We start from the raw sequence: 16,611 nt of genomic DNA, 5'->3' as shown, positions 1-16,611 counted from the left end.
CGTCAGCAATATGAATATGCCCGGCTCGTAGCCGGGCACATTTTGCAATTAACCCGCCGTCTCAGGTTTAAACACAATTTCCTGTTTTTCTTCTTCGACTACCGGCGCAGTGCTGTGAATTTCGGCAACGCGTTTGCGTACACCAAACCAACCCACAACCAGCAGAATACCGATAATCGGCAGCGCCGCGATGGTGTAAGTCCCGTTCGGGTAATCGAATGCCATCAGCACCAGCACACTCAGTAAAAACAGTAATGTCAGCCAGGACGTGAAGGGCGCACCAGGCAGTTTAAAACTGACATCCGCTGCTTTACCTTCTTTGATGGCTTTACGCAGGCGCATCTGACAAACAATGATAAACGCCCACGAGGCAATAATTCCCAGTGATGCGAAGTTCAGGACAATCTCAAATACGCGCGACGGCACCAGATAATTGAGGAATACGCCGACGACATACACAACCAGCGTCGCCAGAATCCCGGCATACGGCACATGCTGGCGACTCATCTTCGCCATAAAACCCGGCGCAGATCCGCCCATCGCCATCGAACGCAGAATACGCCCGGTGCAGTAAAGGCCAGAGTTCAGACTGGAGAGCGCGGCGGTCAGCACCACAATATTCATGATGCTGCCAATATAAGGCACACCGAGTTTAGAGAAGAAGGTCACAAAAGGACTTTGACCGGCCTGATAGGCGCTCCACGGCAGTAACATGACCAGCAACACGACAGAACCGACATAAAACAGGCCAATACGCCAAATCACGCTGTTAATTGCTTTTGGCACCATAGTCTGCGGATCTTTACATTCTCCGGCTGCAGTTCCGACCATTTCAATGGAGGCAAAAGCGAATACCACGCCCTGAATTAACACCAGCGCAGGCAGCAAACCGTGCGGGAAAAAACCACCATTATCGGTAATTAAATGAAAGCCAGTGGTGTTGCCATCCAGCGGCTGACCGCTACCGAGGAACACTGTACCCACGACCAAAAAGGTCACAATGGCGAGCACTTTAATCAGCGCAAACCAGAACTCCATCTCTGCGAACCATTTCACACCAATCATATTCATGGTGCCAACGATGGTCAGCGCAGCGAGCGCAAATACCCATTGCGGCACGCCGCCAAACGCGCCCCAGTAATGCATATACAGTGCGACGGCGGTGATATCGACAATCCCCGTCATCGCCCAGTTGATGAAGTACATCCAGCCGGCAACATAAGCGGCTTTCTCACCCAAAAACTCACGGGCATAAGAGACAAAACTACCACTGGAAGGGCGATGTAATACCAACTCACCCAACGCACGCAAAATAAAAAACGAAAACAGGCCGCAGATTAAATAAACCAGTGCCAGTGCCGGGCCGGCCATTTGCAGTCGGGCACCTGCGCCTAAAAACAAACCAGTCCCAATTGCGCCGCCAATGGCGATCATCTGCACCTGACGATTGCCCATCGCTTTGTGATAACCCTCTTCGTGGGCATTAAGCCAGCGGCGTTTCGCGGCGTGTTGATCTGAAGTGTCGGTGTCGTGTTTACTCATTGCTCTCCCTGATTGCTTCGTTGAAAAAGTCTTATAAGTCGCCATGAACAATGTTTATTCATCCTGGCGATGACAGTTATCACCATTATTCTTTATGGGTATAAAACTATCGGCGCAGCATCCTACCTGTTATCGATAAACGATGCAAAATATCCCCTTACAAGTTGAGTGGGGATTAAAAGGATTGCTGAAAAAATGACAAATCTTAGTCCGGGTTGCCCTGTTTACTGACCTACACTTAAGCTTTAACGCTGTACGGGGGAGATATGATTAAGGTTTATGGCGTACCAGGATGGGGTTCCACCATCAGTGAACTGATACTGACTCTGGCTGATATTCCCTATAAGTTTGTTGATGTCAGCGGAATAGAGTTATTTAGCCCACCGATTTCGCCCATTTTCTTTCGCTCGATATAACGCGGCATCGGCATCAGCAACTATTTGTTCAGTCGTTTTTGCGGGGGTAGAACAGGTAATCCCCTGACTAACCGTAACAACTTCACTCACGGAAGATGTCTGATGCGCAATCGCTGCCAGTTTAAGTTCTTGCTTAACTCTGGCTGCTATCGCTTCGGCTTCCTGCAAGCCCGCATTGAAAAGAATAATGGCAAACTCTTCGCCACCATAACGCGTAACTACATCTTCGGGCTGGCGAATTGCGCGTTGCAGTGCGTTGGCAACTTGTATCAGACAACGATCGCCAGCAGGGTGCCCATAAGTGTCGTTGTAGCGTTTAAAAAAATCGACATCTAGCATAATTAAAACGAACGACGTCTTTTGTTCTACGGCATCGCGTAAAATACTATCCAACGCTCGTCGGTTTGCCACTCCAGTTAAAGGATCGCGATGAGCTAATGCATCGAGGCGATGAATCAACTGGTTGTTGTTCTTATTTTGTTGCCATGCTTCTTCAAACCAACGCAACAAAATAAACCGTCCGCCATAGAGAGCCAGTGAAAAAATGCTCCAGATAACAGCAAAATGGATATTCACATGCTGATTGAGCACAAGACTGGCTATCGGGATGGTAAACCATAATGGAATGACAAATGCGAGGAGTGATGGGGTGTGGAAATATAGCGCAACAACGGCACTAAGCATTAGTAATACACACAGTGGATATGCAAAAGGTAGCGTCCAGTGTGCAATAAAATAAAAACAACACCATGACCATAGTAGGCTTAGTATGACCAATAACTGCTGAATATACTGTACTTTGTTGCGTGGGCTAACTAATAAAAGACCACTGATTAGCAAAATACCTAATGATGAAATATCAATAGTGTGTACAAGATTTTTCTCATTAAACCATGGAGTCGTGCCTTCATTAAACAAAACCCCTCGAAGCAAAACCAACGATGCAAAACTGATGTTAATCAACGCAAACCACGGCAGGCTAATCGCCATACCGCGAATAACCATATCCTGGCGGTTTTTCCATGAATAATGAGGGTGTTTTCTTTTGTCAGAATTCATTTTTGTTTATAACCCAAAAAAGGCAGGGAACCTGCCCGACTTACACGAAAATTATGGCGTTACAATATTGAACCAGAATTCAAAGTTATCCATATACCCTAACAGTTCGTTGAGTTTTTCCGCATTTCCAGTGATTTTTACTTCGCCCTTATCCGTGGCTTCTTTTAATGTCTCTTCCTTCAGGATAATTTTATTCAAGACATCGCGGGAGAGGGTGATAGTCGCTTCGGCGTCAGAGGCTTGCGTATCAGCAGTGTGATTGAGCACACCGTTTTCCAGTTCCACTTTATAAGTGCCGCCATCTTCACCGAAATCAAAATTCAATACTGCTTTAGCGTCTGCCGCTTTCTCGCCATTTATATGCACAGCAAGATAATCAAAGAACATTTCCGGCGTCATGGCACGAACGGTGTCAGGACTGGCTGTATTTGGCGTAGGCAGTTTTTGCACACCATTGCGTAATTCCTGTGCGCCAGTGAGATAGAAGTTACGCCATGGCCCGGATTCGGCCTGGTAGCCTAACTGTTCAAGCGCATCGGCTTCCAGATTCCTTGCTGCCTGGTTGTTTGGATCGGCAAACACCACCTTACTGACAACCTGGGCAACCCAGCGGAAATTTCCCTGGTCATAATCCTGTTTGGCTTTTTGTAAAATGGCATCAGCACCGCCCATATATTCCACGAATTTTTTAGCGGCGTCTTCTGGTGGCAGTTCATCGAGAGTCGCAGGATTACCATCAAACCAGCCGAGATAAAGTACATAAGTTGCTTTCACATCATGGCTCACTGAACCGTAATAACCGCGATTCGCCCAGGTGTTAGCAAGCGAAGAGGGCAATTTGAAGTTTGCGGCAATTTCATCACGAGTCAGCCCCTGATTCGCCATGCGTAGCGTTTGATCGTTGATATAACGGTACAAATCGCGTTGGCTTTTTAGCAGTTTGACAACGTTATCGTTACCCCAGGTTGGCCAGTGATGCTGGGCGAGAATAATCTCCGCTTTATCGCCCCACAGATTGAGTGCTTCGTTGATGTATTTAGACCACGGAAGAGGTTGACGAATTTTGGCACCACGCAGCGAATAGGTGTTGTGGAGGGTGTGCGTGACATCTTCTGCGGTTTCGATCAGTTTCTTTTCTTCAATAAACCACAGCATTTCGGAAGGTGCTTCGGAACCGGGCGCCATCAGAAAATCATAGGTCAGCCCGTCGATAGTCTCTTTTTGTCCGGTTTTGGTGATGTAGTTGGTGGGGACAATCAATGTAACCGTTCCGGCTGAGGTAGTTGTTCCCAGCCCAGCGCCGACCTGACCTTTAGCATCAGGTTTCAACAAGTTACCGTACATATAACTGGCTCGTCGGCTCATTACATTGCCAGCCATAATATTTTCTGAAACAGCCTCTTCTAAAAATCCGGCTGGCGCATAAATTTTTGTTTTTCCTGATTTAACGTCAGCTTCATCAACCACACCGCGAACGCCGCCGTAGTGATCGACATGACTGTGCGTGTAGATAACCGCCACCACTGGTTTTTGACCGCGATTTTTATAATAAAGATCCATGCCAACTTTAGCTGTTTCTGCTGAAACCAGTGGATCAACAACGGTAATACCTTCTTTACCTTCAATGATGGTCATATTTGATAAATCGAGATTGCGAATCTGATAGACGCCTTCAGTCACTTCAAATAAGCCGCTGATATTTATCAGTTGCGCCTGACGCCATAAACTTGGATTGACAGTATCAGGTGCTTTATCGCCTTCTTTGATAAAAGAATATTGCTGTGGGTTCCAGATAACATTCCCTTGTTCACCCTTAATCACTTCCTGAGGTAAAGGAGCAATAAAACCTTTATGAGCATCAGCAAAATCGCTGTTATCGGAAAACGGCAATTGACTATAAAGTGCGTTATTCGCTTGTTGGGTGGCAGCGGAGGCCTCTTTTGGCGCTTCTGCTGCGATGAGAGGAAGTGAACTTGTTGTGAATAATCCCATGACTAGCAGACTTTTAGCAATATGGTTAAGCTGCATCGCAAGTGTCTCCAGAAAGACTTTATAAAAGAAAGGATATTACGAGTGAAAATTATGATTGAGGGCAAGAATAACTATAATTGGCATTAATAAATCAGCAAGTTGGACGTCGTGAATTTTCTTAATATGATAAGAAATAAAGAATAGATTCTGTATGTTACAGGACGGGTGCGTATTGGCGCGGAAGCTAATAGTATATGTACGTTATTAAAGTGACGGCGTATATATCGCACATCATTTCGCATCAAATAACACATGACGTTTTCGGCTTGTGCTAATTTTGCTGGCAGTCTTTAAAAAGGAGCACAACAATGCCACACATAGACATTAAATGTTTTCCCCGTGAACTGGATGAACAACAAAAAACGGCACTGGCGGCGGAGATTACCGACGTCATTATTCGCCATCTGAACAGTAAAGAGAGTTCGATAAGCATTGCACTACAACAGATACAACCGGAATCATGGCAAGCGGTCTGGGACGCCGAGATCGCGCCCCAAATGGAGACGTTGATAAAGAAACCCGGTTACAGCATGTAATGCTTAACCTGCCGTAACACGCTTGCCGCTGGTAACAAAGGTGCCAGCGCCTAAATGATGTAGCGTATTGAGTTTATCGTCATCAAATTGCCAGCGGCCTTCGACAAAAACACGAGCGTCTGCCGCTGCTGATACCACTTCGCCAAACAACGTGTCGTATTTTTCTTGCGCAGAAGTCGCGGGAAGCAAGCGGCACTCCATCCATGCCAGACATTTCTCTTCGACCACCGGCAAGCCAAGTACCGGGCCTTTCACAACCGGAATGCCATAACAGTTAAACTTATCTTCATCACGCCCAGAAATGCTGCCCACTGCCCACGTCCAGTTAGTTGCTGCGACTCCTGGGATCACAATGCCAAACATGCCACTACGTTCAATCAACTCCCGTGACCATGTCGATTTATCAACCACAATGGCCACGCGTGGTGGTTCGAACTCTACGGGCATCGACCAGGCCGCAGCCATAATGTTACGTCGCTGGGATTGCTCATCGAAACTGGTGATCAAGACGGTAGGTCCGTGGTTTAACAGACGGCTGGCATGATGCAACTCAACGGGAATAAACTGGCTCACGGTATCGCCTCGCTAAGAAGGTTGTTTTAAAAGCGTAGCTCGTAACGCAATAAGTAACGAAATTAACGGGATTGGCGATTTGCGAACGTGATGCTTGTCCGCGATCGCACAAAATAGCCGGTGTGGCATCTATTCCAGGTTATAAGTTGAGAAAACCACTAAGGGAAACGCCTGATGACGCCCATTCTGAATCACTATTTTGCCCGTATTCGCTGGACGGGTGCTGCTGCGGTCAATATCGATACGCTAAGAGCATTACACCTGAAACACAATTGCACTATTCCATTTGAAAATCTCGACGTTTTGCTGCCGAGAGAAATCCAGCTTGATGATCAATCGCTGGAAGAGAAACTGGTGACTGCGCGACGTGGCGGTTACTGTTTTGAGCAGAATGGTGTGTTTGAGCGGGTGTTACGCGAGCTGGGATTTAACGTTCGCAGTTTGTTAGGTCGCGTAGTGTTATCTAACCCCGCATCGTTACCGCCGCGCACGCACCGTCTGTTGTTAGTGGAACTGGAAGGTGAACAATGGATTGCCGACGTCGGTTTTGGTGGTCAGACGCTGACCGCGCCAATCCGTTTAGTGCCGGATATCGCGCAAACCACGCCACACGGAGAGTATCGGTTGTTGCAGGAGGGTGATAACTGGGTTTTGCAGTTTAATCATCATCAGCACTGGCAGTCGATGTATCGTTTTGATCTCTGCGAGCAGCAACAAAGTGATTATGTGATGGGCAATTTCTGGTCGGCGCACTGGCCGCAGTCGCATTTTCGCCATCATCTGTTGATGTGCCGCCATTTGCCGGACGGTGGCAAACTGACGCTGACCAATTTCCATTTCACCCATTATGAAAATGGGCACGCGGTGGATCAGCGGAATCTGCCAGATGTGGCGTCGTTATATGCCGTGATGCAGGAACAATTTGGGCTGGGAGTGGATGATGCGAAACATGGGTTTACCGTGGATGAACTGGCACTGGTGATGGCGGCGTTTGATACGCATCCGGAGGCAGGGAAATAGTTTGTGCCGGATGCGGCGCAAACGCCTTATCCGGCCTAAATTAGCCAACACATTCAATAAATTACGATACGCCTTGTAGGCCTGATAAGCGAAGCGCATCAGGCAATTGGGGCCGGCAACGGTTTCAGAGATCAATGGCCCATTCGGCATGAAACAAAATCACCGCTGTGCCAGAAATGGTGACTTTCTCCGGTTGGTTGTCCCGAATAGTCACCGTCACATCAATCACGCCGTCACGCCCCAGAGCTCGCCCCTGATGGCCTTTAACACGCAACACGTTGCCATCGTGGGGCAATACGTTGTGATGCACTAACCATGCGCCCATCGGGCCATTGGCATTGCCGGTCACCGGATCTTCCACAATACCAATCGCAGGCGAGAACATGCGACCATCGGTTTCATTTTTGCCTGAGCGGATCTGGAAGGGGAAAAAACCATTGCAGCCAATCTGTTTACTGATAGCGGTCAGCGCAGCAAGGTCAGGCGAAAGGGCGTCGATATCCACTTCCGGTTTCAGCGGAATCATCACTTTTGAGTGTCCTGTGGTTGCCACCTGAATTGGCAAGCCTGGCAAAATATCGTCTTCAGTGAGATGAAGCGCGTTGATAATTGCCGCGCGAGCTTCACCTTCCAGCGGCGGTTCAAAGCCCGGCGTGCCTTGCTCCAGAGAAATACGATAATCCCCGTTTTGTTTTTCGATAGTGACACGGTGCTTTCCCGCCAGCGATGTTTGCCAGACGGTGCAATTTCCCAAACCCAATACCTTTGAACGTACATAGTGCGCTGCTACCGTCGCGTGACCGCAAATCGGCACTTCAACCGTTGGCGTAAAGTAGCGAATGCGTACATCGCTGTCGTCACTGTGCAGCAGAAAAGCCGTTTCCGAATGGCCTAACTCGCGGGCGATAAGTTGCATTTGCGCTTCGCTAAGATTATCGGCAGGGAAAACAACACCGGCAGAATTGCCGCGAAACGGTTGAGAGGTAAAAGCATCGACGTGGTAAATCTGCGGTTTCATTAACGTTCTCCTGTGGCTGGAGAACTATCATAGCCTGCAATCGGCCGGAGAGCGAAAGGCTATCCGGCCAGCATGAGAATTATCGCCGCGAACGTACAATCTGATACCTGCGGGTAAAGTACTCAAATGGTGCGCTCCATACATGCACCAGTCGGGTGAACGGGAAGAGCAGGAAGATGGTCATTCCCAACACCAGATGAACGCGGAAGATGTAAGCTACGCCATCAAGATGCGTCGATGCGCCGCCCTGGAAAGTGACGATGCTTTGCGCCCATCCCACCAGCTTCATCATTTCACTGCCGTCCGGATGTTGTGCTGAAAAGGGAATGGTGGTTAACCCAAGAATGCACTGAATTAACAAAATAGCGAGGATCAGGATATCCGCACCAGAAGACGTCGCCCTGATACGCGGATTCGTTAAACGGCGCACCAGCAACCCCGCACCGCCAATCAACGTTAATACACCGCAAATACCGCCGAGAACCATCGCCATCTGCTGTTTTACCGCCACCGGAAGGAACCACGCATACATCCAGTGCGGCGTTAACATGCCGAACAGATGACCGAAGAAGATCCCCAGAATGCCGATATGGAACAAGTTCGACCACAGCACCATCCTGCGTTTATCCAGCATCTGGCTGGAGGAGGCACGCCAGGTGTACTGCCCGTAATCGTAGCGCAGCCAGCTTCCGAGGATAAAAACCGTGCCACACAAGTACGGGTAGATATCGTAAAAAAAGACGTTCAGATACTGAATCATTTCTCACCTCCCGCACTGATGTCCACATACTGCGGTGCGACATCCTGACTAAAGCGTCGCTGATATTGATTAAGCGGCGAGCTGTCACACGCCGTGGCGTTATCTTCAATAAACTTCACCTGTTCCTCTTCCCACACCGCATCCAGTGCCTGACGGGTGTCGTCGCGCTCCTCGCTGCGTATCTGTTTTGTGACACTGTCACTTGAGAGTGTACTTCCCGCCAGATGCAGCAGGGCGTCAAACAACGGATACCACGGCGCCTCGCGTTGTTTTAAGCGCCCGCCAAGCAGGGCGAGGATTGGCGCAACGTTGAGCAAACCTTCTTTAGCCTGGTTGTCGGGTAGCACACTTAAATACTCCAGATACAAAGGCAGATAATCAGGTAGCTCGCGACAATTTAGTTGCAGGCCGACTTTTTCATACTCCGCCAGCAGATCCACCATTGCCTGACCGCGATCGCGTGACTCGGCATGAACATGTTCAAATAGCAGCAGCGAGGTGGTACGTCCACGGTCAAACACTTCACACCATTCAGCCTGTTTATCCAGCAGCGGCGCATTAAGCAGATCGCAGGTGAAATCGGTGAGCATCGGCGCGTCGTGGCGAATCAGCGCCAGCGCGTCGTCTTTGTTCTCCCATAGCAGCTCGTCCGGGTACTCCATCAACAAGCCGATCACTTTGAGGATTTGCATTATTCCCCCTCCGCTTTATTGCGTACTTCGGTAATGTCGATAGCATCGATCCGGCTACTGTTGAACAGGTTGAATTTAGTATCAGAGCCGTGGCAACCGTCGCCAAAAGTAAAGCCGCAGCCGTTGCGTTCACCGAAGGCGTCGCCCGCCATTTCCCGATGACTGGTCGGAATGACAAACCGATCTTCATAGTTGGCGATAGCGAGATAGCGATACATATCTTCCACCTGGGCGACGCTCAGCCCGACTTCGTCGATTGCGCGGGTATCAGTTACGCCTTCTACGGTTTGCGAACGCATATAGTGGCGCATTGCCATCATCCGTTTCAGCGCCCGCAGTACAGGGCCGGTATCGCCCGCACTCAACATATTGGCGAGGTATTGCACCGGAATACGCAGGCTTTCGATGGCGGGAAGCACGCCTTCGCTTTTGGGCAGTCCGCCCGCGTCGGCGTAAGACTGAATCGGCGACAGCGGCGGCACGTACCAGACCATCGGCAGGGTGCGATATTCCGGGTGCAGTGGTAGCGCCAGTTTCCAGTCCATCGCCATTTTGTAAACAGGCGAACGCTGAGCTGCCTCAATCACGTTTTGCGGGATACCTTGTTTCAGGGCTTCTTCGATCACTGATGGATCGTGCGGATCGAGGAACACTTCGCACTGGCGTTCATAGAGATCAACTTCGCGCTCGGTGCTCGCCGCTTCCTCGATGCGGTCGGCGTCGTAGAGCAGTACACCAAGATAACGAATGCGACCCACGCAGGTTTCGGAGCAGACCGTTGGCTGACCAGACTCAATTCGCGGATAACAGAAGATGCATTTTTCTGACTTGCCGCTTTTCCAGTTGAAGTAGATTTTTTTGTATGGACAACCGCTAATGCACAAGCGCCAGCCACGACATTTATCCTGATCGATCAGCACAATGCCGTCTTCTTCGCGTTTGTAAATAGCGCCGCTGGGGCAGGTCGCCACGCAGCTAGGGTTAAGACAGTGTTCGCACAGGCGCGGCAGGTACATCATGAAGGTGTTTTCAAACTGACCGTACATCTCCTTTTGCATGGCTTCGAAGTTGCGGTCGCGGGCGCGTTTTTCAAACTCGCCGCCCAGCAATTCTTCCCAGTTTGGCCCCCAGATCACTTTGTCCATCCGTTTGCCGTCAATCAGCGAACGTGGGCGGGCGGTGGGAATGTGTTTACCTTCCGGCGCGCTATGCAAATGTTCGTAGTCGAAGGTGAAAGGTTCGTAGTAGTCGTCAATCTGCGGTATCACCGGGTTGGCGAAGATTTTGGTTATTACGCCCATCTTGCTGCCCAGACGCGGGCGTATCTTTCCATTCACATCGCGGACCCAGCCGCCTTGCCACTCTTCCTGATCTTCCCAGTTTTTCGGATAACCAATGCCCGGTTTGGTTTCGACGTTGTTAAACCATGCGTACTCCATGCCTTCGCGACCGGTCCAGACGTTTTTACAGGTCACCGAACAGGTATGGCAGCCGATACATTTATCGAGGTTAAGCACCATGCCGACTTGCGAACGTATTTTCATTTTTTCGCCTCCTGTACCTGATCGCGACCTTCATCATCCAGCCAGTTAACGTTCTTCATCTTGCGGATCATGATGAATTCATCGCGGTTCGAGCCGACGGTGCCGTAGTAGTTAAAGCCCCAGGCCAGTTGCGCGTAACCGCCAATCATATGCGTCGGCTTCGGGCAAACGCGGGTGACTGAGTTATGAATACCGCCGCGCATTCCGGTCACTTCCGATCCGGGGATATTCATAATGCGTTCCTGAGCGTGATACATCATGGTCATGCCCGGCGGCACGCGCTGGCTGACCACCGCTCGAGCCGTCAACGCACCGTTGGCGTTAAACACTTCCACCCAGTCGTTATCAACAATGGTCAGTTCGCGGGCATCGGTTTCGCTGATCCAGACAATCGGTCCGCCGCGCGAGAGCGTCAGCATTAGCAGGTTTTCACTGTAGGTAGAATGAATGCCCCATTTCTGGTGCGGCGTCAGGAAGTTAAGTGCTTTTTCCGGGAAGCCGTTTGGCGGGATCTGGCGCATTTCACTGACGCTACGGGTGTCGATAGGTGGACGATAAGCCACCAGGCTTTCACCAAAGGCTCGCATCCACGGATGATCCTGATAGAGCTGCTGGCGCCCCGACAGCGTGCGCCACGGAATTAACTCGTGAACGTTGGTGTATCCCGCGTTATAGGAGACGTGATCGCTTTCCAGACCGGACCAGGTGGGGCTGGAGATGATTTTACGCGGCTGCGCCTGAATATCGCGAAAGCGAATCTTCTCGTCCTCTTTGTGCAGCGCCAGATGAGTATGTTCGCGCCCGGTGATCTCGCCCAGCGCCTGCCAGGCTTTTACCGCCACATGACCGTTGGTTTCCGGTGCCAGCGCCAGAATCACTTCTGATGCATCAATGGCGGTGTCAATCAGCGGACGCCCCTGTGCCGGGCCATCACGTTTGGTGTAATTGAGTTTGCCGAGGAAATCGATTTCATCCTGAGTATTCCACGAAATCCCTTTACCGCCGTTGCCAAGTTTGTCCATCAACGGCCCCAGCGAGGTAAAACGTTCATAGGTGGCAGGGTAGTCGCGCTCCACTGCCACAATATTCGGCGCGGTTTTACCTGGGATCAGGTCGCATTCGCCTTTGCGCCAGTCGAGCACTTCACACGGCTGGGAGAGTTCTGCCGGAGAGTCGTGTAACAACGGTTGCAGTACAATATCCGTTTCCTTGCCAAGATGCCCCACGCAGACTTGCGAGAATGCTTTGGCGATACCTTTGTAGATTTCCCAGTCGCTGCGAGACTCCCACGCCGGATCGACCGCCGCTGAAAGCGGATGAATAAACGGATGCATATCCGAGGTATTCATATCGTCTTTTTCGTACCAGGTCGCGGTGGGCAGGACGATATCGGAGAATAAACAGGTGCTGGACATGCGGAAGTCAAGCGTCACCAGCAGGTCGAGCTTGCCCTCTATCGCGGCGGTTTGCCACTCAACTTCTTCCGGTTGAATTCCCTCCGTCGGCCCAAGTTCTTCCCCCTGAATACCGCTTTCCGTACCCAGCAGATATTTCTGCATATACTCATGGCCTTTGCCGGAGGAGCCAAGCAGGTTAGAACGCCAGACAAACAGGTTACGTGGATGATTGCTGCCGTTATCTGGCTGCTCGCAGGCCATACGTAAATCTCCCGATTTCAGCGCCTGAGCGGTAAATTCGGCGGGTGACAATCCGGCCTTGTCGGCTTCGGCTTTCAACGTGAGCGGATTACGCCCCAACTGCGGCGCAGAAGGTAGCCAGCCCATGCGTTCGGCGCGAACGTTGAAATCAATCAGATGACCGCTGTATTTACTGGCATCGGCAAGCGGTGAGAGCAATTCCTGAGCGGTGACTTTTTCATAGCGCCACTGGCTTGAGTGATTGTAAAAAAATGAGGTGCTGTTCATCTGGCGCGGTGGGCGGTTCCAGTCAAGCGCAAAGGCCAGTGGTAACCAACCGGTTTGCGGACGCAGTTTTTCCTGACCGACATAGTGCGCCCAGCCGCCACCGCTTTGCCCGACACAACCGCAGAAGATCAGCATATTGATCATCCCACGGTAGTTCATATCCATGTGATACCAGTGGTTAACACCAGCACCGAGGATAATCATCGAACGTCCGTGGGTTTTATGGGCAGTATCGGCAAATTCACGGGCGATGGTTTCAATATACTGACGCGGCACGCCGGTAATTTGCTCGCCCCAGGCCGGCGTGTAGGCTTTGATTTCAGCGTAATCTTTCGCGCTGTTTTCATCTTCCAGCCCGCGATCGAGACCGTAATTCGCCAGCACCAGATCATAAACGCTGACCACCGGACAGGTACTGCCATCGGCGAGCGTCAGATTTTTCACCGGAAGCTGGCGTACCAGAATCGGATCGTGTTTTACGCTGCGAAAATGCGGGTTTTCAATGCCGCCAAAGTAGGGGAAAGCCACGCCTGCAACGTCGTCGTGTTGACCGAGCAGGGTTAACGACAACTCTGTTCCTGAACCTGCGGCAATGGATTCCAGATTCCATTTGCCTTTTTCTCCCCAGCGAAAACCAATCGAACCGTTCGGCACCACCAGTTCCCCAGCGGTATTAACTGCCACGGTTTTCCACTGCGGATTGTTGCTTTCACCCAGACCATCCACCAGGTCAGACGCGCGGATCATGCGTCCAGGCACGTAGCTGCCATCGTCGCGCGGTTCCAGCATCACCAGCATCGGCATATCGCTGTAGCGGCGGCAGTAGTTGATAAAGTAGTCGCTGGGGTTATCGAGGTGGAACTCTTTTAAGATCACATGGCCCATCGCCATTGCCAGCGCGCTATCGGTGCCTTGCTTTGGCGCCAGCCACTGGTCGCACAGTTTTGCTACTTCCGAGTAGTCCGGGGTAATGGCGATAGTTTTGGTGCCTTTGTAACGTACTTCGGTAAAGAAGTGGGCGTCTGGCGTGCGCGTCTGCGGTACGTTAGAACCCCAGGCAATGATGTAGCTGGAGTTATACCAGTCGGCGGATTCCGGCACGTCGGTTTGCTCGCCCCAGGTCATCGGCGAGGCGGGCGGCAGGTCACAATACCAGTCATAGAAACTTAAGCAGGTGCCGCCAAGTAGTGATAAATAACGCGTTCCGGCGGCGTAAGAGACCATCGACATCGCCGGGATCGGCGAGAAACCGGCAACGCGATCCGGGCCGTAGGTTTTGATGGTCCAGACGTTAGCAGCGGCAATCAGTTGATTCAGTTCCTGCCAGTTGGAGCGGATAAAGCCACCGCGCCCGCGTATCTGCTTGTAGCTCAGGCACTTTTGCGGGTCATTCATAATCGATGCCCACGCCAGTACCGGATCGCTGTGTTGTTTAAGTGCTTCGCGCCACAGTTCAATCAGCCGTTTACGAATTAGCGGGTATTTCAGGCGGTTGGCGCTGTAGAGATACCAGGAGTAACTTGCGCCACGCGGGCAGCCGCGTGGTTCATGATTGGGCAGGTCAGGGCGAGTGCGTGGGTAGTCGGTCTGCTGAATTTCCCAGGTCACCAGGCCGTTTTTAACGTAGATTTTCCAGCTACAGGAGCCGGTACAGTTAACGCCGTGGGTGGAACGCACGATTTTGTCGAATTGCCAACGCTGGCGATAGCTGTCCTCCCAGTCGCGGTTGCTATGCATCACCTGTCCGTGACCATCGGCAAAGGTTTCGCCCTTTTGTTTGAAGTAGCGAAAGCGATCCAAAAGTTTACTCATGACATGACTCCTGCTCCAGGAATGATTTGGGATCTGATGCCAAACGCCTTATCCGGCTTACGGGTGCGACACGACGCGTCAGGCATCGATCTCTTATTTTTGGCTAAACTTTCGCCGACCATAGACCAGCCAGGTCAGCAGTACACAGATGATGTAAAAGATTAAAAACACTTTCATCGCGCCCACCGGAGAGCCGGTCATATTCAGCGACATGCCAAACGCCTGCGGAATAAAAAAGCCGCCCACTGCGCCAATGGCTGAGATAAAGCCCAGAGCTGCCGCCGTTTCGGTGATCGCTTCTCGCTGCGCTTCATCATCGCTGCCGCCTTTCATCTTGACGCGATAAATGGTTATCTGGCGGAAGATGACGGCAATCATCTGGAAGGTGGAGCCACTACCCAGACCCGCTGTCAGGAACAACCCCATAAACACGGCGAAAAATGCGATGAAATTGCCGGAACCTGTACCAGGCAGAGTGAGGAACAACAGGGCACTGAAAACCGCCATAAAAATAAAGTTGATAAGCGTCACCCGCACGCCACCAAATTTATCGGAGATAGCACCGCCAACTGACCGGGCAATCGCGCCGATAAACGGCCCAAAGAACGCCAGTTGCAGAATATTCACATCCGGGAACTGAGTTTTCGCCAGCATGGCAAAACCAGCGGAAAAACCGATAAACGAACCGAAGGTGGCAAGATAGAGCAAACTCAACAACCAGAGATGCAGGCGTTGTAACACAGGCAACTGATCGGCAATTGACGCGCGTGAACTGGCGATATCGTTCATCCCAAACCAGGCGGCGATAGTGGCAATCGCCAGCAGTGGCACCCAAATCCATGCGGCGTTCGCCAGTGACATCACCGAGCCATCGGCCTGCGGTACGCCATTAACACCGAGAAAGGCAAATACCGGAACAAAAATCACCAGTGGCGCAACCAGTTGCATCACGCTGACACCTAAATTGCCTAATCCACCATTAATCCCTAATGCGCTACCTTGTTTTGCTTTCGGGAAGAAAAAACTGATATTACCCATACTGGAAGCGAAGTTCGCGCCAGCGAAACCACACAGCAAGGCAATAACAATAAATATTCCAAAAGGAGTATGGGTGTTTTGTACGGCAATACCGAGCCAGACGCAGGGAATAATCAAGATCGCGGTACTAAAAACAGTCCAGCGACGCCCACCAAATATAGGCACCATAAAGGAGTAGGGGACACGTAATAATGCGCCAGAAACGGAGGGTAATGCGGTTAATAAAAAAAGCTGATCGGTCGTAAAATTAAAGCCAATTTTATTGAGATTAACGGTGACTGCGCTAAATAACATCCAGACACAGAATGCAAGAAGTAAACAACTGACTGATATCCAGAGATTTCTTCGTGCTATATGTTTTCCTTTATTTTCCCAGAAGGCCGGATTTTCTGGCTTCCAGTCGCGCAAAAGATAACGATTACTTTTCTCATTTTGCAGTGCCATATTCTTCCTCACATGCACACGTTGGTAATGAAAAAAAGAAAGACAGGACGTTGGGCGCGATGACCCACTTTTAGAATTAAGAGAATCAGGTGAGATACTGACTGAAAGGATAGATAAGAAAGCGCAGCCGCGCGGCGAGAATGCGGATTATCTGAAGGGTTATGTGTTACTGAATGTAACAAAGGTAATGACTCCAACTTA

Annotated in this window: 12 protein-coding genes and 1 pseudogene; 3 read left to right on the top strand and 10 right to left on the bottom strand. The window is 50.7% G+C overall.

Features of this window, described 5'->3' with window-relative positions:
• Positions 1-48: 48 nt before the first annotated feature.
• A complete protein-coding gene (ansP, locus tag A7589_RS02365) occupies positions 49-1,542 on the bottom strand; it encodes an L-asparagine permease (protein WP_000033724.1) in 1,494 nt (497 codons plus the stop codon).
• A gap of 266 nt (positions 1,543-1,808) precedes the next feature.
• Here ansP and A7589_RS22720 point away from each other — a divergent pair.
• Positions 1,809-1,913 (top strand): annotated as a pseudogene (locus A7589_RS22720) (thioredoxin domain-containing protein); the annotation flags it as partial.
• Here A7589_RS22720 and A7589_RS02360 read toward each other — a convergent pair.
• Both A7589_RS02360 and A7589_RS02355 read right to left on the bottom strand, forming a co-directional pair.
• Positions 1,914-2,963: a GGDEF domain-containing protein gene (locus A7589_RS02360; protein ID WP_000236734.1), complete on the bottom strand. Its 1,050-nt coding sequence runs from the start codon at positions 2,961-2,963 to the stop codon at positions 1,914-1,916.
• Between the two features lie 105 nt (positions 2,964-3,068).
• The gene (locus A7589_RS02355) at positions 3,069-5,045 is read right to left on the bottom strand and encodes an alkyl/aryl-sulfatase (protein WP_001176570.1); all 1,977 of its coding nucleotides are present in this window, start codon (positions 5,043-5,045) and stop codon (positions 3,069-3,071) included.
• 311 nt (positions 5,046-5,356) lie between these two features.
• Here A7589_RS02355 and pptA point away from each other — a divergent pair, with 311 nt between their 5' ends.
• Positions 5,357-5,584: a tautomerase PptA gene (pptA, locus tag A7589_RS02350; protein ID WP_001120153.1), complete on the top strand. Its 228-nt coding sequence runs from the start codon at positions 5,357-5,359 to the stop codon at positions 5,582-5,584.
• A 3-nt stretch (positions 5,585-5,587) separates the two neighbouring features.
• Here pptA and A7589_RS02345 read toward each other — a convergent pair whose 3' ends face one another.
• The gene (locus tag A7589_RS02345) at positions 5,588-6,157 is read right to left on the bottom strand and encodes a flavin reductase family protein (RefSeq protein WP_000077276.1); all 570 of its coding nucleotides are present in this window, start codon (positions 6,155-6,157) and stop codon (positions 5,588-5,590) included.
• A gap of 174 nt (positions 6,158-6,331) precedes the next feature.
• Between A7589_RS02345 and nhoA the strand changes: the two genes are divergently transcribed.
• On the top strand, positions 6,332-7,177 hold the full coding sequence (nhoA, locus tag A7589_RS02340; RefSeq protein WP_000187936.1) for an N-hydroxyarylamine O-acetyltransferase: 846 nt from the start codon (positions 6,332-6,334) through the stop codon (positions 7,175-7,177).
• A 124-nt stretch (positions 7,178-7,301) separates the two neighbouring features.
• Here nhoA and A7589_RS02335 read toward each other — a convergent pair whose 3' ends face one another.
• The 6 genes from A7589_RS02335 to narU form a co-directional block, all read right to left on the bottom strand.
• Positions 7,302-8,195 (bottom strand): PhzF family isomerase, encoded by an 894-nt coding sequence (locus A7589_RS02335; protein ID WP_000804306.1) that lies wholly within the window; start codon positions 8,193-8,195, stop codon positions 7,302-7,304.
• A 79-nt stretch (positions 8,196-8,274) separates the two neighbouring features.
• The gene (narI, locus tag A7589_RS02330) at positions 8,275-8,955 is read right to left on the bottom strand and encodes a respiratory nitrate reductase subunit gamma (protein ID WP_000617143.1); all 681 of its coding nucleotides are present in this window, start codon (positions 8,953-8,955) and stop codon (positions 8,275-8,277) included.
• Positions 8,952-9,647 (bottom strand): nitrate reductase molybdenum cofactor assembly chaperone, encoded by a 696-nt coding sequence (gene narW / locus A7589_RS02325; protein ID WP_001166379.1) that lies wholly within the window; start codon positions 9,645-9,647, stop codon positions 8,952-8,954. The genes narI and narW overlap by 4 nt, the downstream gene beginning before the upstream one ends.
• On the bottom strand, positions 9,647-11,191 hold the full coding sequence (gene narH / locus A7589_RS02320) for a nitrate reductase subunit beta (protein WP_000702538.1): 1,545 nt from the start codon (positions 11,189-11,191) through the stop codon (positions 9,647-9,649). The genes narW and narH overlap by 1 nt, the downstream gene beginning before the upstream one ends.
• On the bottom strand, positions 11,188-14,928 hold the full coding sequence (narZ, locus tag A7589_RS02315; RefSeq protein WP_108188704.1) for a nitrate reductase Z subunit alpha: 3,741 nt from the start codon (positions 14,926-14,928) through the stop codon (positions 11,188-11,190). Before narZ ends, narH begins: the two co-directional genes overlap by 4 nt.
• A 93-nt stretch (positions 14,929-15,021) precedes the next feature.
• Complete coding sequence (gene narU, locus A7589_RS02310; protein ID WP_108188703.1) at positions 15,022-16,410, bottom strand: nitrate/nitrite transporter NarU; 1,389 nt, start codon at positions 16,408-16,410, stop codon at positions 15,022-15,024.
• Positions 16,411-16,611: the final 201 nt, after the last annotated feature.

This window comes from Escherichia sp. MOD1-EC6475, assembly GCF_003046645.1.
Classification (GTDB): Bacteria; Pseudomonadota; Gammaproteobacteria; order Enterobacterales; family Enterobacteriaceae; genus Escherichia; species Escherichia ruysiae.
This window is presented reverse-complemented; position numbering and strand designations above follow the sequence as displayed.

Coding starts and splice junctions, on each gene's coding strand:
- A7589_RS02355 (WP_001176570.1), bottom strand. CDS start 5,045: ATGCAGCTTAACCATATTGCTAAAAGTCTGCTAGTCATGGGATTATTC.
- nhoA (WP_000187936.1), top strand. CDS start 6,332: ATGACGCCCATTCTGAATCACTATTTTGCCCGTATTCGCTGGACGGGT.
- narZ (WP_108188704.1), bottom strand. CDS start 14,928: ATGAGTAAACTTTTGGATCGCTTTCGCTACTTCAAACAAAAGGGCGAA.
- A7589_RS02335 (WP_000804306.1), bottom strand. CDS start 8,195: ATGAAACCGCAGATTTACCACGTCGATGCTTTTACCTCTCAACCGTTT.
- narH (WP_000702538.1), bottom strand. CDS start 11,191: ATGAAAATACGTTCGCAAGTCGGCATGGTGCTTAACCTCGATAAATGT.
- narU (WP_108188703.1), bottom strand. CDS start 16,410: ATGGCACTGCAAAATGAGAAAAGTAATCGTTATCTTTTGCGCGACTGG.
- A7589_RS02360 (WP_000236734.1), bottom strand. CDS start 2,963: ATGGTTATTCGCGGTATGGCGATTAGCCTGCCGTGGTTTGCGTTGATT.
- narW (WP_001166379.1), bottom strand. CDS start 9,647: ATGCAAATCCTCAAAGTGATCGGCTTGTTGATGGAGTACCCGGACGAG.
- narI (WP_000617143.1), bottom strand. CDS start 8,955: ATGATTCAGTATCTGAACGTCTTTTTTTACGATATCTACCCGTACTTG.
- ansP (WP_000033724.1), bottom strand. CDS start 1,542: ATGAGTAAACACGACACCGACACTTCAGATCAACACGCCGCGAAACGC.
- pptA (WP_001120153.1), top strand. CDS start 5,357: ATGCCACACATAGACATTAAATGTTTTCCCCGTGAACTGGATGAACAA.